The sequence below is a fragment of the Duganella sp. sic0402 genome, assembly GCF_019219065.1.
In the GTDB taxonomy this organism is placed as follows: Bacteria; Pseudomonadota; Gammaproteobacteria; order Burkholderiales; family Burkholderiaceae_D; genus Rugamonas.
In genome coordinates this window covers 217,683-231,437 of the sequence record NZ_JAHUWK010000006.1, presented here as the reverse complement: position 1 = coordinate 231,437, position 13,755 = coordinate 217,683, and the positions used below count along the sequence as shown (strand labels likewise).

General features: G+C 62.1%; 14 protein-coding genes. 11 read left to right on the top strand and 3 right to left on the bottom strand.

What is annotated here, in order from left to right; all coding sequences use genetic code 11:
• Positions 1 to 192: 192 nt before the first annotated feature.
• Entirely contained in the window at positions 193 to 1,776 is a 1,584-nt protein-coding gene (locus KW842_RS16660; RefSeq protein ID WP_218305223.1) for a sensor histidine kinase, read from the bottom strand.
• A 120-nt stretch (positions 1,777 to 1,896) separates the two neighbouring features.
• Between KW842_RS16660 and KW842_RS16655 the strand changes: the two genes are divergently transcribed.
• Complete coding sequence (locus KW842_RS16655) at positions 1,897 to 2,244, top strand: hypothetical protein (RefSeq protein ID WP_218305222.1); 348 nt, start codon at positions 1,897 to 1,899, stop codon at positions 2,242 to 2,244.
• Positions 2,237 to 3,082 carry an HDOD domain-containing protein gene (locus KW842_RS16650; protein ID WP_218305221.1) on the top strand — a complete coding sequence of 282 codons (846 nt, stop codon included), beginning with the start codon at positions 2,237 to 2,239 and terminating at the stop codon, positions 3,080 to 3,082. The genes KW842_RS16655 and KW842_RS16650 overlap by 8 nt, the downstream gene beginning before the upstream one ends.
• A gap of 60 nt (positions 3,083 to 3,142) precedes the next feature.
• On the opposite strand, the gene KW842_RS16645 is transcribed toward KW842_RS16650, so the two are convergent.
• Complete coding sequence (locus KW842_RS16645) at positions 3,143 to 3,481, bottom strand: hypothetical protein (RefSeq protein ID WP_218305220.1); 339 nt, start codon at positions 3,479 to 3,481, stop codon at positions 3,143 to 3,145.
• Positions 3,482 to 3,723: 242 nt separating this feature from the next.
• A complete protein-coding gene (locus KW842_RS16640) occupies positions 3,724 to 4,047 on the bottom strand; it encodes a hypothetical protein (RefSeq protein ID WP_218305219.1) in 324 nt (107 codons plus the stop codon).
• Positions 4,048 to 4,154: 107 nt separating this feature from the next.
• On the opposite strand from KW842_RS16640, the gene KW842_RS16635 reads away from it, so the two are divergent.
• The 9 genes from KW842_RS16635 to KW842_RS16595 all read left to right on the top strand — a co-directional run bounded on the left by KW842_RS16635 (position 4,155) and on the right by KW842_RS16595 (position 13,688).
• Positions 4,155 to 5,264, top strand: coding sequence for a PhoH family protein (locus tag KW842_RS16635; protein WP_218305218.1), 1,110 nt, complete (start codon positions 4,155 to 4,157; stop codon positions 5,262 to 5,264).
• Complete coding sequence (gene ybeY / locus KW842_RS16630) at positions 5,248 to 5,715, top strand: rRNA maturation RNase YbeY (protein ID WP_218305217.1); 468 nt, start codon at positions 5,248 to 5,250, stop codon at positions 5,713 to 5,715. The genes KW842_RS16635 and ybeY overlap by 17 nt, the downstream gene beginning before the upstream one ends.
• 92 nt (positions 5,716 to 5,807) lie before the next feature.
• A complete protein-coding gene (locus KW842_RS16625) occupies positions 5,808 to 6,692 on the top strand; it encodes an HlyC/CorC family transporter (protein WP_218305216.1) in 885 nt (294 codons plus the stop codon).
• Positions 6,692 to 8,263, top strand: coding sequence for an apolipoprotein N-acyltransferase (gene lnt, locus KW842_RS16620; RefSeq protein ID WP_218305215.1), 1,572 nt, complete (start codon positions 6,692 to 6,694; stop codon positions 8,261 to 8,263). The genes KW842_RS16625 and lnt overlap by 1 nt, the downstream gene beginning before the upstream one ends.
• An 80-nt stretch (positions 8,264 to 8,343) precedes the next feature.
• Positions 8,344 to 9,282: a glycine--tRNA ligase subunit alpha gene (glyQ, locus tag KW842_RS16615; RefSeq protein ID WP_218305214.1), complete on the top strand. Its 939-nt coding sequence runs from the start codon at positions 8,344 to 8,346 to the stop codon at positions 9,280 to 9,282.
• A 14-nt stretch (positions 9,283 to 9,296) separates the two neighbouring features.
• Positions 9,297 to 11,405, top strand: a complete 2,109-nt coding sequence (gene glyS / locus KW842_RS16610; protein ID WP_218305213.1) for a glycine--tRNA ligase subunit beta — start codon at positions 9,297 to 9,299, stop codon at positions 11,403 to 11,405.
• On the top strand, positions 11,406 to 11,987 hold the full coding sequence (gene gmhB / locus KW842_RS16605; RefSeq protein ID WP_229223737.1) for a D-glycero-beta-D-manno-heptose 1,7-bisphosphate 7-phosphatase: 582 nt from the start codon (positions 11,406 to 11,408) through the stop codon (positions 11,985 to 11,987).
• Between the two features lie 67 nt (positions 11,988 to 12,054).
• Positions 12,055 to 12,747: a lysophospholipid acyltransferase family protein gene (locus KW842_RS16600; RefSeq protein ID WP_373925197.1), complete on the top strand. Its 693-nt coding sequence runs from the start codon at positions 12,055 to 12,057 to the stop codon at positions 12,745 to 12,747.
• A gap of 5 nt (positions 12,748 to 12,752) precedes the next feature.
• The gene (locus KW842_RS16595; protein WP_218305329.1) at positions 12,753 to 13,688 is read left to right on the top strand and encodes a M48 family metallopeptidase; all 936 of its coding nucleotides are present in this window, start codon (positions 12,753 to 12,755) and stop codon (positions 13,686 to 13,688) included.
• Positions 13,689 to 13,755: the final 67 nt, after the last annotated feature.

Genomic DNA, 13,755 nt, shown 5'->3' with positions numbered 1-13,755 from the left:
TGGAAATCATGTGATATGCACCCTATGCAGCAAATATTTTTTAAAAAGTACGGTACCTGGCGCCAATATCGCAGTCGCAACAATCACAGCCGCCCCATGCGCCGTTGCTGATGGCGCAAAATGTAAAACCGATGCATTAACGGCAGGCTCAACGCCGAGGCAGCCAGCAATCCCGTCCGATGGCGGATTTTTTTACGCGTGCAAACGGCTGTCAGCGTGCAAGCCGCCATCATCGGTGGGCGTCACGCAAGGCATGCGCAGCACAAAACTGGCGCCCTGCCCCAGCACGCTGGACACGGTAATGCTGCCGCCAAACTGCTTGGCGATCAGATTGAACACGATATTCAGCCCCAGGCCGGTGCCGCCCTGGCCGCGCCGCGTGGTGACGAAAGGATCGAACACCTTGTCCAGCATATCCGGCGCGATGCCCTTGCCGTTGTCGGTGACCTGCATCTCGATCCAGTCGCCCTGCAGCTGCGCCACGCCGATCACAATCCGCCCCTCGTCTTCCGCATCGAACGCGTGCTCGACGCAATTGAGCGTCAGATTGGTGATCACCTGCGCCAGCGCGCCCGGATAGCTGTCCAGCATGATATCGGGCGGGCAGGAAATGTCGACCGTGATATGCGTCTTCTTCAGCTTGGGCTGCAGGCTGGACACCACCTCGTTGATGTAATCGCGCAGCTCGAAGCGGCGCCGCGCCTCGCTGACCTGGTCGACCGCGATCTGCTTGAAGCTGTGGATCAGGTGCGCCGCTCGGTAGGCGTTATTCATGATCAGCCGCGTGCTTTCGGACGCCGTCTCCAGATAGCGGGTGATGTCGGATTTCTTGATATTGCCGCCCTCGACCGAGGCCTGCACCTTCTCGGTGGCCTCCATCAGCACCGAGGCGCTGGTCAGTGCGATACCGACCGGCGTATTGATCTCGTGCGCGACGCCGGCCACCAGCCCGCCCAGCGACGCCAGCCGCTCGGCCTGCAACAGCGATTCCTGGGTACGGCGCAAATCGTCCATGGCCTTGGCGGTGGTGGCGGCCGACTTGCGCGCCTCGTCCTCGGCCTCGCGGATGCGCTGGATATTCGATTTGATCTTGCGCTGGATGGCGTTGAAGCCGCGTATCACCTCGCCCAGCTCATCCTGGCGGTTGTCCGGCAATTCTTCCACTTCGTCGCTGCCGCGCGTGGCTAGGTCAAACAGGCCGTCGCGCAGCCGCTTCAGCGGATCGAACACGATGCGCAGCGACAGCGCCAGCGCCGCCACCAGGATCAGGTCCAGCAGCAGCACCTCGGTGACCTTGCGCCGCACCTCGGCCGCCAGCGTGGCGTCGATCTGCGCGCGGCTGAAATTGACCACCACCCGGCCGACGATGACCGGCTTCAGCGCCGCCCCGGCCGCGCCGGAATCGCGGTAAGCCAGGTCGGCCACCACCGGCGTGCCGCCAACGGCAGCATCGTTTTCAAGCGAAGAAATGGCGCCATTCTCGGCACGCAGCTTGCCGGAAAACAGGCCGACCGAGGTATCGTAGACGCGGATCGACACCAGCTCCGGCGGCATCATCTCGGCCGCCACGATGTTGTCGACCTTGGCCTTGTCCAGGTCCCACAGCGCCGACGGCAGGCTGGTTTGCAGCCGGGTCAGCACGCCCTGGCGCAGGCGCTGGCTGCTGACTTCCAGTTCATGGCCGAGGCTATACTGGGCATAGGTGCCGGAAATGCCCAGCACCAGCGTAACGATGACCACAAAAAGCAGCGTCAAGCGGCCTTGAATACCAAACATCGAGCAATCTCCCGGCAACACGATTGAACGGCGACGCCCCAATGTACGGTATGGGCTGCATCTTGGCAAGACAATGGTAAGATCGGCAAATAGCGTTCAAAGAGCAAGCGGGGAGGCGGCATGACAGGCAATTATCAGCAACTGACATTGGCGGAGGTGCGGCCGGGCATGGTCCTGTCCGACGTGCTGCTGGATGTGCAAGGCCAGGTGCTACTGCCGCAGGGCGCGGTGCTGACCGACGCCATGCTGGCACTGATGCCGCGCCACGGCATCGCGGTGCTGCCCATCCTGCGTGATGAGGTAACGCCGGAAATGGTGGCGGCCACGCAGCAGCATCACGAGGCGCGCATCGCCACGCTGTTCCGCAAGAGCGATCCGGACAGCGACAGCGACTGGGCCACCGCCACGCTGCGCCGTTTTGTCAGCGACTTCCGCCTGGGTGTAGAGGAGACGCCGGAAAATGACTAACACGCTGAGCTACGACGACGTGGTGCGCACGCTGGACGACCTGCCGTCGCTGCCGGCGGTGGTGATGGAACTGCTGAACAGCATCGACCAGGACGATGTCGACATTTCCGTGCTGGCCAAGAAAGTCAGCTACGACCAGGCACTGACCGCCAAGACGCTGCGGCTGGCCAACTCCTCGCTGTACGGCTTGCAGGTCAAGGTGACCACCATCCAGCAGGCGATCACCTACCTGGGCTTCCAGACCACGCGCAACCTGATCACGGCGGCGGCGGTCACCGGCTGCTTCGCCGAGGGCCACTGCCCCGGCTTCGACCACAAGGCCTTCTGGCGCCACTCGATCGCCACCGCCGCCTGCGCCAAGGTGCTGGCACGGCAGATGCGTTTCAATCAGGATTATGCGTTCACTGCCGGGCTGCTGCATGATATCGGCCGGCTGGTGCTGGTGTCGTGCTTCCCGAATCATTATTCGGAAACGATTGCTTACCGCGAGCAGCACGACTGCTATCTGCTGGAGGCGGAACGCACGGTGCTGGGCGTCGACCATGTGGACGCGGGACTGGCGCTGGCCGAACACTGGAATTTTTCAGACACGATGCGGCTGGCCATCGGCGGCCACCACGACCCGGAAGCGCCGGGCGCGGGCTTTCTTGCCGCCATCATTCATGTGGCTGATGCGATAGTCCATGCGCTCGATCTGGCGCAGGTGGCGGATGATCTGGTGCCGCCGGTATCCACCGTGGCCTGGACTGCGCTGGGCCTCGATGAAGAAGTGTATCTGCAGATCTTCCGCGAGACGGAGTTGCAGTATGAAGAGATTTCCATGGTGCTGCTGAGCTGAACTGCGATCCTGCCGGAACGGCTTAGCCGTGCTCCGGCAGGCGCATGCGCTGGGCGCGCATCAGTGATGGGCCGCGCTTCCTGCCAGGGCTTTCTCAGCGGCTGCACGATCTTCCGGCTTTGGACGGCCTTGCGCATCGGACAGGCGGTACTTGGTGCGGCGGTCGCCCATCAGGTCGCGCAGATCGCGGATACTCATGCCGGTCACTTCGTGCATGCGGATCAGCAGCGAGGCGCCGACTGGCAAACGGTGGTGACGGATTTTGCTGATGACCGGCGGCGCGACTTCCAGCAGGCGCGACAGCGCGGCATCGTTCTTCAGCTGCATCTTGCCGAGCAAGATATCCAGCAGGTGGTTGGGATTGTAGCTTTCCTGAGAAGCGAGAGCATGATGTGCCATGATGATTTTCCTCGTTGGTTGGGGTGAACAAATAGTGCTGGTTCGAACTTAAGCAAAACTTAGAAACTTTCAACAAAGTTTCATGGCGGTTGATTGCCTTTCAAGCAAGATACCAGTGCACACCGCGCTAAGATTGTTCGACATCAATCACTGGCTAGAAACCTTAGCAACAATGCTATTTCATCACATGGGCCCGGAGGATGGCGCACGCAAGAACTTGTAGGAAACTGTTACAAAGCAATTCAGGCGGTGGTGTCGATGTTGCGGCCGAGGGTGCGCTGGTTGTCGCGGCGCTGGGTGTCGGCTTTTTTGTCGGCTTGCTGTGCGGCGCGGCGGTCGGCTGCCGCTGCTTCGTCGTTGGCGCGCGCCTGGTTGCGGCTGGCTTCGCGATTTTCTTTTACCTGCTGGCGGGTGATGGCGTCGTCTTTCTCGGTGCGGCTGCTTTGCTGGGTGCGGCGGGTCTCCGCCGTCTGCTCGCTACGCTGCTCGACGCGGTTGGCGCGAGTTTCGCGCAGGTTGAGCTGCACGGCGTCCGGCCTGGAGGTGGAAGTAACATTGATTGCCATGACTCCACTTTAGCGCAAAGGCAAGCAAAATCAAGTTCGCGTTTCGGCAAATACGATAAACTATCGCCTGTGCCGTTTCTGCGGCTCTTCCCTGCTAAAAGTACCCATTGAAAACCAATACTCCAGTTCAGCCGCACTACTTCGTCCCGGAGCCGCTCGATAACGCGCGCCTGGCTCATTTATGCGGCCCACTCGACGAAAACCTGCGCCAGATTTCCGCTGCGCTGGACGTCACCATTTTCCGGCGCGGCGAGAAGTTCATCGTCAGCGGCCACAACGCCGCGCGCGCGGTCGAGATCCTCGAACACTTCTACGCCATCGCCAACAAAATCGTGCCGATCGAAGAGGTGCAGCTGGCGCTGGTCGAGCAGCGCGCCACTATGCATGCCGGTAACGCGGCAGCCATCGAGGAGCCAGCCGCAACGCCAAGCGCGCCCGCCGCGCGCACCAGCAAGCCGCGCAAGGTGGAGCCGGTGCCGGCTGTCGAAATCGACATCAACAGCCCGGTGCTGAAAACCCGCCGCGCCGATCTGCGCGGCCGCACGCCGCACCAGATCCGCTATCTGCGCAACATCCTGGAACACGACATCAGCTTCGGTGTCGGCCCGGCAGGTACCGGCAAGACTTATCTGGCCGTGGCCTGCGCGGTCGATGCGCTGGAGCGCGATGCGGTCAAGCGCATCATCCTGACCCGTCCTGCGGTGGAAGCCGGTGAGCGCCTCGGCTTCCTGCCCGGTGATATGTCACAGAAGGTCGATCCCTACCTGCGTCCGCTGTACGACGCGCTGTACGACCTGCTGGGCTTCGACCGCACGCAGAAAATGTTTGAGAAGCAGGTGATCGAGATCGCCCCGCTGGCCTATATGCGTGGCCGCACGCTGAACCACGCTTTCGTGATTCTGGACGAGGCGCAAAACACCACGGTCGAGCAGATGAAGATGTTCCTGACCCGCATCGGCTTCGGCAGCAAGGCAGTGATCACCGGCGACGTCACCCAGGTCGACCTGCACAAGAGCCAGAAGAGCGGGCTGGTGGACGCCATCCAGGTGCTGAAGGAAGTGCGCGGCATCGCCTTCAGCCACTTCAACAGCGAAGACGTGGTGCGCCATCCGCTGGTGGCGCGCATCGTCGACGCCTACGAAACCGCCCACAACCACGAAGCGGAAATCGCTCCCTTACTTAAAGCCACGGCGCTCAAAAATGTCCGCAAAAAATAAACTGACGCTGTCGGTGCAATACGCCGATCCACGCCTGCAAGAAAGCATCACCCGTCCGAAAATCCGCAAATGGGTGCAAGCCGCGCTGTTCGCGCCGGCCGAACTGACCATCCGCTTTGTCGACGCCGAAGAAGGCCAGGCGCTGAACCGCGAATACCGCGGCAAGGACTACGCCACCAACGTGCTCACCTTCGCCTACAACGAAGGCGAGGAAGAACTGCCCGACGACGCCCCCACCCAGGCCGACATCATCCTGTGCACCGACGTGCTGCAGAAGGAAGCAGCCGAGCAAAAGAAAACGGTGGAGGAACACACCGCCCACCTGATCGTCCACGGCGTGCTGCACGCCCAGGGCTACGACCACATGGACGACGAGGAAGCTACCGAAATGGAAGGCATCGAAACCGAGATCCTGGCAGAACTCGGCTATGCCGATCCTTACGCCGATTAAGGTCCTGCGGGGCTGTCTTTTTGACAAAATCGGCCCCGGGTTCCCATTTGGTGTATCCTATACCCCTTCGTAACAACCGGCTCACGCCAACTATGCAAGAGCACTCTAGTAGCGTCAAGACTGACGCTAAACCTCACAGGTCGCTGTTTGAACGGCTGACCGCCCTGATTTCCCCCGAGCCCGAGAACCGATCGGAGCTGCTCGAAGTTCTGCACGACGCCCACGAACGCAATCTGATCGACGCCGACGCCCTGTCGATGATCGAAGGCGTGTTCCAGGTGTCCGACTTGTCTGCCCGCGATATCATGATCCCGCGTTCGCAGATGGATGTCATCGACATTTCCAAGCCCATTGAAGAGTGGATGCCGCTGGTGCTGCAAACCGCCCACTCGCGCTTCCCCGCCATTGAGGGTGAACGCGACAAGGTGATCGGCATCCTGCTGGCCAAGGACCTGCTGCGCTACTACGCCGAAGAATCCTTCGACGTGCGCGACATGCTGCGCCCGGCCATCTTCATCCCGGAATCCAAGCGCCTGAACGTGCTGCTGCGCGATTTCCGCGCCAACCACAATCACATGGCCATCGTCGTCGATGAGTACAGCGGCGTCGCCGGCCTGATCACCATCGAAGACGTGCTGGAACAAATCGTCGGCGATATCGAAGACGAATACGATTTCGATGAAGAAGAGGACAATATCCTCTCCATCCGCGAAGGCCAGTTCGGCCCGCGCTGGCGCGTCAAGGCGCTGACCGAGATCGAACAGTTCAACGAAGAGCTGGACACCGCGCTGCCGGACGACGACGTCGACACCATCGGCGGCCTGGTCGCCAAGCACCTCGGCCGCATGCCGCACAAGGGCGACACCTTCGACTTCGAAGGCCTGCGCTTTGAAGTGCTGCGTGCCGACGCCCGCCAGATCCATGTGCTGACAGTGGAAAAGCTGCCGCCAGCGCCTGTTCACGACGCCGACGCATAATGCGCTTTCGCCGCGCCAATCCCAACGATCCACCCAAGCCGCAACGCTCGACCCAAGGCCGGATGATCATCACCGGCCTGGCCGGCGCGCTGTGCGTGCTGGCGTTCGAGCCGTTCGGCTGGTGGCCGGTCGAAATTCTCGGCCTGGCGACGCTGTTCTACCAGGTACTGCGCAGCAGCAGCGTCAAGGCTGCCGCGTTGATCGGCTGGGCCTTCGTCACTGGCTGGACCGCCGCCGGCGTGCACTGGCTGTACGTGTCGATGCATACCTACGGCGCCATGCCGGCCCCGCTGGCCGCGCTGGCAGTGCTGCTGCTGGGCGCCGCCATGGGCTTGTACGGCGCCGGCGCCATGGGTGGCGCGGCCTGGCTGCGCAAGCGCTGGGCGCTGCCGCTGCCGGCCGCCAACCTGCTGGTGTTTCCTGCCATGTGGGCACTGTTTGAATGGGTGCGCGGCTGGCTGTTCACCGGCTTCCCGTGGCTGTCGGCCGGCTACGCCCACAACCACGGTCCGCTGGCAGGTTACGCGCCGGTGATCGGCATGTATGGCCTGGGCTGGCTGGCGGCGGTGATTGCCGGCGCGCTGCTATTGCTGCTGCACCGCAGCCGCCTGCGTGCAGCCGGACTGGTGGTCGCCATCTCGGCGCTGGGCGTCGGCCTGAGCTTCATCCAGTGGACCCATCCCGAGGGCAAGCCGATTTCGGTACGCCTGCTGCAAGGGAATATCCCGCAGGAAGAGAAATTCAATGGCAACAAGGTGCTGTCGACGCTGAAACTGTATCAGGACGCCATCACCGCCGCTCCGGCCGACCTGATCGCCACGCCGGAAACCGCCATCGTGATGCTGCCGCAGCAGCTGCCGCCGGACTACCTGCCCGGCATCGCCCAGTTTCTGAACAAGACCAGCAGCAATCTGATACTCGGCATTCCACTGGCCGACAGCCAGACCGCCTACTTCAACAGCGCGATCGGCATGACGCCGCGCCAGACCGACGGCTACTACCGCTACGACAAGCACCACCTGGTGCCTTACGGCGAGTTCATCCCCTACGGCTTCCGCTGGTTCGTCAACCTGATGTCGATTCCGCTGGGCGACCAGACCAGTGGCCGCGATATCCAGCCGGCGTTCCCGATCAAGGACCAGCGCGTGCTGCCGAATATCTGCTACGAAGACTTGTTTGGCGAAGAAATCGCCGCCCAGCTGAATCGCCCGGCGCAAGGCCAGCAGGCAGCCACGCTGCTGCTGAATATCTCCAACCTGGCCTGGTTCGGCGACACCATCGCCATCCCGCAGCATTTGCAGATCTCGCAGATGCGCAGCCTGGAGACCGGCCGCCCCATGCTGCGGGCGACCAATACCGGGGCCACCGCCATCATCAATGGCGAAGGCAAAGTGGTCGAGCAGCTGCCTGTGAATACCTTCGGCACACTGGCCGCCAATGTCCAGGGCATGGCCGGCAGCACGCCCTACATCATCTGGGGAAATAAACTATTCCTGGCGCTGGCCGCACTGTCCCTGGCGGGCGCCTGGTTTTGGGCAAAACGCTCAAAAAATCAGCCAAAAGCCGCTTAACCCGCTAAAATCATCCCTTTAGCGAAACTGCAACCGCGCGCCCGCCGGCCCTTGCCAGGGCGCGCCACCGACGATACAAGATGCTGACATTTCAACAAATTATCCTGACCTTGCAAACCTACTGGGACAAGCAAGGCTGCGCCCTGCTCCAGCCCTACGACATGGAAGTCGGCGCCGGGACCTTCCACACCGGCACCTTCCTGCGCGCGATCGGCCCTGAGCCTTGGCGCGCCGCCTACGTCCAGCCATCGCGCCGCCCGAAAGATGGCCGCTATGGCGAGAACCCGAACCGCGGCCAGCACTACTACCAGTACCAGGTGGTGATGAAGCCTGCGCCGGAAAACATCCTCGACCTGTATCTGGGTTCGCTGGAAGCGCTGGGCCTGGACCTGAAGCAGAACGACGTGCGTTTCGTCGAAGACGACTGGGAATCGCCAACGCTGGGCGCCTGGGGCCTGGGTTGGGAAGTCTGGCTGAACGGTATGGAGGTGACGCAGTTCACATACTTCCAGCAGGTCGGCGGTCTGGATTGCAAACCGGTGCTGGGTGAGATCACCTACGGCGTCGAGCGTCTGGCCATGTACCTGCAAGGCGTCGAGAATATGTATGACCTGGTGTGGACCACCTGGGAAGAAAATGGTGCGGCCGGCGAACCGGAGACTAAAGTCCTGAAGTACGGCGACGTATTCCACCAGAACGAAGTGGAACAATCGGCCTACAACTTCGAGCACTCGAACACCGAACTGCTGTTCTCGCAGTTTAACAACCACGAATCGGAAGCCAAGCGCCTGATCGAAGCGCAGCTGACGCTGCCGGCCTATGAGCAGATCATGAAGGCCTCGCACAGCTTCAACCTGCTGGACGCGCGCGGCGCCATCTCCGTGACCGAGCGCGCCGCCTACATCGGCCGTGTGCGCGCCCTGTCGCGCCTGGTTGCGCAGGCTTACTACGAATCGCGTGAGCGCCTCGGCTTCCCGATGGCCCCCGCCCTGGCCACCGCTGCTGCCGCCGCTGAATAAACCGTATACATAATATGACTCAAACTCTGCTCATCGAACTGCTGACCGAAGAACTGCCGCCGAAGGCGCTCGCCAAACTGGGCAAGGCTTTCGCGGACGGCATCGTCAACGGCCTGAAATCGCGCGACTTCCTGGAAGCCGACAGCGTCGCCACCGCCTACGCCACGCCGCGCCGCCTGGCCGTCTCCATCACCAAAGTGCGCGCCGTGTCGCCGGACAAATCGATCCGCGAAAAAGTGCTGCCGGTATCGGTAGCGCTGGACGCCGCCGGCAACGGCACGCCGCCGCTGGCCAAGAAGCTGGCCGCACTGGGCTTCCCTGACCTGAGCGTGGCCGATCTGGAACGCGCGCAGGACGGCAAGGCCGAAAGCTTCTTCTACACCTACACCGCCGCCGGCAGCGCGCTGCAAGGCGGCCTGCAAGCGGCACTGGAAGACTCGGTCGCCAAGCTGCCGATTCCTAAAGTGATGAGCTACCAGCGTCCGGACGGCGCCACCGTGCAGTTCGTGCGCCCTGCGCACGCGCTGGTCGCGCTGCATGGCGACGCAGTGTTGCCACTGACGCTGCTGGGCCTGACCGCCGCCAACGTCACCGAAGGCCACCGCTTCCTGACCGCACCGGGCCAACGCGCCGTCACCATTGCCAACGCCGATGCCTACGCCGCCACGCTGAAAGCTGACGGCAAGGTGCTGGCCTCGGTCGAAGAGCGCAAGGAACAGATCCGCGCCGAACTGCTGGCCAAAGCCGGCGCCGACCAGGTGCTGATGCCTGAATCATTGCTGGACGAAGTGTCCGCGCTGGTCGAATGGCCAGTCGTCTACGAATGCAAATTCGAAGACGAATTCCTGGCCGTGCCGCAGGAATGCCTGATCCTGACCATGCAGACCAACCAGAAATACTTCGCGCTGACCGACAGCAACGGCAAGCTGCGCTCACGCTTCCTGATCGTCTCCAACATCGCCACCGACACGCCAGCAGCCATCATCGGCGGCAACGAGCGCGTGGTACGTCCGCGCCTGTCCGACGCCAAATTCTTCTTCGAGCAAGACAAGAAGAAAACCCTGGAATCGCGCCTGCCGCTGCTGAAGAACGTGGTCTACCACAACAAGCTGGGCACCCAGGCCGAACGCAGCGACCGCGTCACCGCACTGGCCGGCGCCATCGCCGCCAAGCTGGGCGCCGACGTGGCACTGGCCGAGCGCGCCGCCAAGCTGTCTAAAGCCGACCTGCTGACCGATATGGTCGGCGAGTTCCCTGAGCTGCAAGGCATCATGGGCACCTATTACGCCCGCAACGACGGCGAACCAGAAGACGTCGCGCTGGCCGCTTCGGAACACTATCAGCCGCGCTTTGCCGGCGACGCCCTGCCTTCGACCGTGACCGGCACCGCCGTCGCGCTGGCCGATAAGCTGGAAACCCTGGTCGGCATCTGGGCCATCGGCCTGGCGCCAACCGGCGACAAAGACCCATTCGCACTGCGCCGTCACGCGCTGGGCGTGCTGCGCATGCTGATCGAGAAGCGCCTGTCGCTGTCGATCACCGGCCTGCTGCAAGATGCGGCCAAGCAGTTCACCAGCGTTGCCGGCTTCAAGGACCCAAGCGCCGACGTGGCCACCTTTATGTTCGACCGCCTGCGCGGCATCCTGCGTGAGCGCGGCTTCTCGGTCAACGAGATCGAAGCCGTGGTGGCACAGAACCCGGACCGCCTGGACGACATCGTGCAGCGCCTGGAAGCCGTGCAAGCCTTCGCCGCCCTGCCGGAGTCAAGCTCGCTGGCCGCCGCCAACAAGCGCATCACCAACATCCTGAAGAAGAACGAAGAAGCCCTGGCCGCCGTCGGCGAACATGGCGTCAACGTCGCGCTGCTGAAAGATGTGGCGGAAGTCAATCTGAACGCCGCCGTGGTGCGCGTGCTGCCGGAAATCGATGCAGCCTTCAACAACGGTGACTTCGCCGGCACGCTGAAAACGCTGGCGCAGCTGAAGAACGAAGTCGATGCCTTCTTCAACGACGTGATGGTCATGGCCGAAGATGTCGCCCTGCGCAACAACCGTCTGGCGCTGCTGTCCTCCCTGCACGGGATGATGAACCGCGTGGCCGACATCTCCAAGCTGGCGGCTTAAATGGGTACGCCGTCCTTGAAACTGATCATTCTTGATCGCGACGGCGTTATCAATCACGATTCGCCCGACTTCATCAAATCGCCAGCCGAATGGATACCCATCCCCGGCTCGATGGAGGCGATCGCCAAGTTGAATCAGGCCGGCTACCGGGTGGTGGTGGCGTCGAACCAGTCGGGCATCGCCCGCGAATTCTTCGACATGACCATCCTCAACGCCATCCACCAGAAGATGCACAACCTGGCGCAGCAAGTAGGCGCCGATATCGACGCGGTGTTCTTCTGCCCGCACGCGGCGGCCGACAACTGCGACTGCCGCAAGCCCAAGCCCGGCATGTTCACGGAAATCTCGCAGCGCTATAAAATCAGCCTGAAGGGCGTGCCGGTGGTAGGCGATTCCTTGCGCGACCTGCAGGCCGGCTACGTCAGCGGCTGCGTGCCTTACCTGGTCCTCACCGGTAAAGGCGAGAAGACCCAGGCCACCGGCGGCCTGCCGCCTGGAACCATGACCTTCCCCGATCTGGCGGCGATGGTCACGCATCTGCTGAAAACCAGTACCCCGCCGGCGCTGCACGTCGTCAGCTAACAGTTTTTGGAGTCTGCTCTTGGGTCATCCCATTTTATTTTTGCGTTCCCTGATTTTCACCATCGTCATGGTGGTATCAACCGTCCTCTGGTCGCTGGTGTGCTTCCTGGTGGCGCCATTGCCTTATGCGAAGCGCTTCTTCGTCACCTCCCGCTGGAATGTCTTTATGATCTGGTGCCTCAAGGTGATCTGCGGCATCCGCTATGAAATCCGTGGCCAGGAAAACCTGCCGGATGCGCCGGCCATCGTGCTGTCCAAGCACCAGTCGGCGTGGGAAACCATTTTCCTGCTGCCGAACATGCCGCGCCCATTGGTATTCGTGTTCAAGAAAGAGATCCTGTACATTCCCTTCTTCGGCTGGGCGATGGCGCTGCTGCGCATGATCCCGATCGACCGCAAGCAGGGCAAGCACGCCTTCAAGCACGTGGTCAATCACGGCAAGCGCCGCCTGGCGCAGGGCCTGTGGATCATCATGTTCCCGGAAGGGACGCGGATTCCGGTCGGCCAGGCCGGCAAGTACAAGAGCGGCGGCACGCGTCTGGCCATCGACACCGGCGCGGTGGTGGTGCCGATTGCCCACAATTCCGGCGAGTGCTGGCCAAAAAACTCTTTCATCAAGCGCCCTGGTCTTGTTACAGTATCGATAGGTAAGCCAATTTCGCCCGAAGGCCAGACGCCGGACGGCATGATGCAACAGGTGGAAACTTGGATCGAATCAGAAATGCGCGTCATTTCGCCCCACGCCTACAGCGCTGGTTAGACGATCTGGCGACTGCGGTCAAACCCGCGGCGCCCGATCCGAATCAGCCAGACCTGTTTAGTCGGGAGGGGCCCAAGCCGGTGTACACAGCACCGGTATGGTCTATTCCACCTGCACAAAAAACGCCTCCCGCCTCGCCTTACGTCACTCCGCCGGAAACGGCAGTCCCGGTCAAAACCCGGCCACTGGTCGCCCCGCCTTCGGACCAGCCACCGCGCCGCCAGTTGCTGGTTGGTGAATTCATCCTCGAATACGAATTGCGCCGTTCGACGCGACGCTCGATCGGCTTCATGATCGATGACGACGGCCTGCGGGTGACGGCGCCGAAGCGCATCAGCATCGCCGAAATCGACGAGGCGATTCGCACCAAGCAGCACTGGATTTTAAGTAAGCTGAAAGAGCGGCGCGAACGCCGTGCGACCCGGCTGCAAAAGCCACCTGTGGAATGGACCGACGGCGCTCAGATTCCTTATCTGGGCGCGGACATCACCTTGCGCCTGCTGGTGGGCGGCCGCAATCGCAGCATCTACAATCCGAACACGCGCGAGCTGTGGATGACACTGCTGCCCGGCGCCAGCGAGAACCTGCTGAAAGAGCGTGTTAAAGTGTGGTATCAGCAGCAAGCCAAAGAACTGTTCGAGCAGCGGCTGGACTTGTATGCAGGCCGCCTCGGCGTGCAGTATCACTCGTTCGGTCTGTCATCGGCCGGCACGCGCTGGGGCTCCTGCACCGCCGACCGCAAGATCCGCCTGAACTGGAAACTAATCCACTTCTCGCTGCCACTGATCGATTATGTCATCGCCCACGAACTGTCGCACATCCTGGAAATGAACCACAGCCAGCAATTCTGGGACACCGTCGGCCTGATCTACCCGGAATACGAAGACGCCAAAAACCTCCTCCGCAAACGCTCGCAGGAACTGCCGGTCCTATTCCCTTGATGCCGTGACGTAACGCGTGGCGGTACGCCAGCACAGCGTGCCACAATCGCTTATCACCCATAGCGAG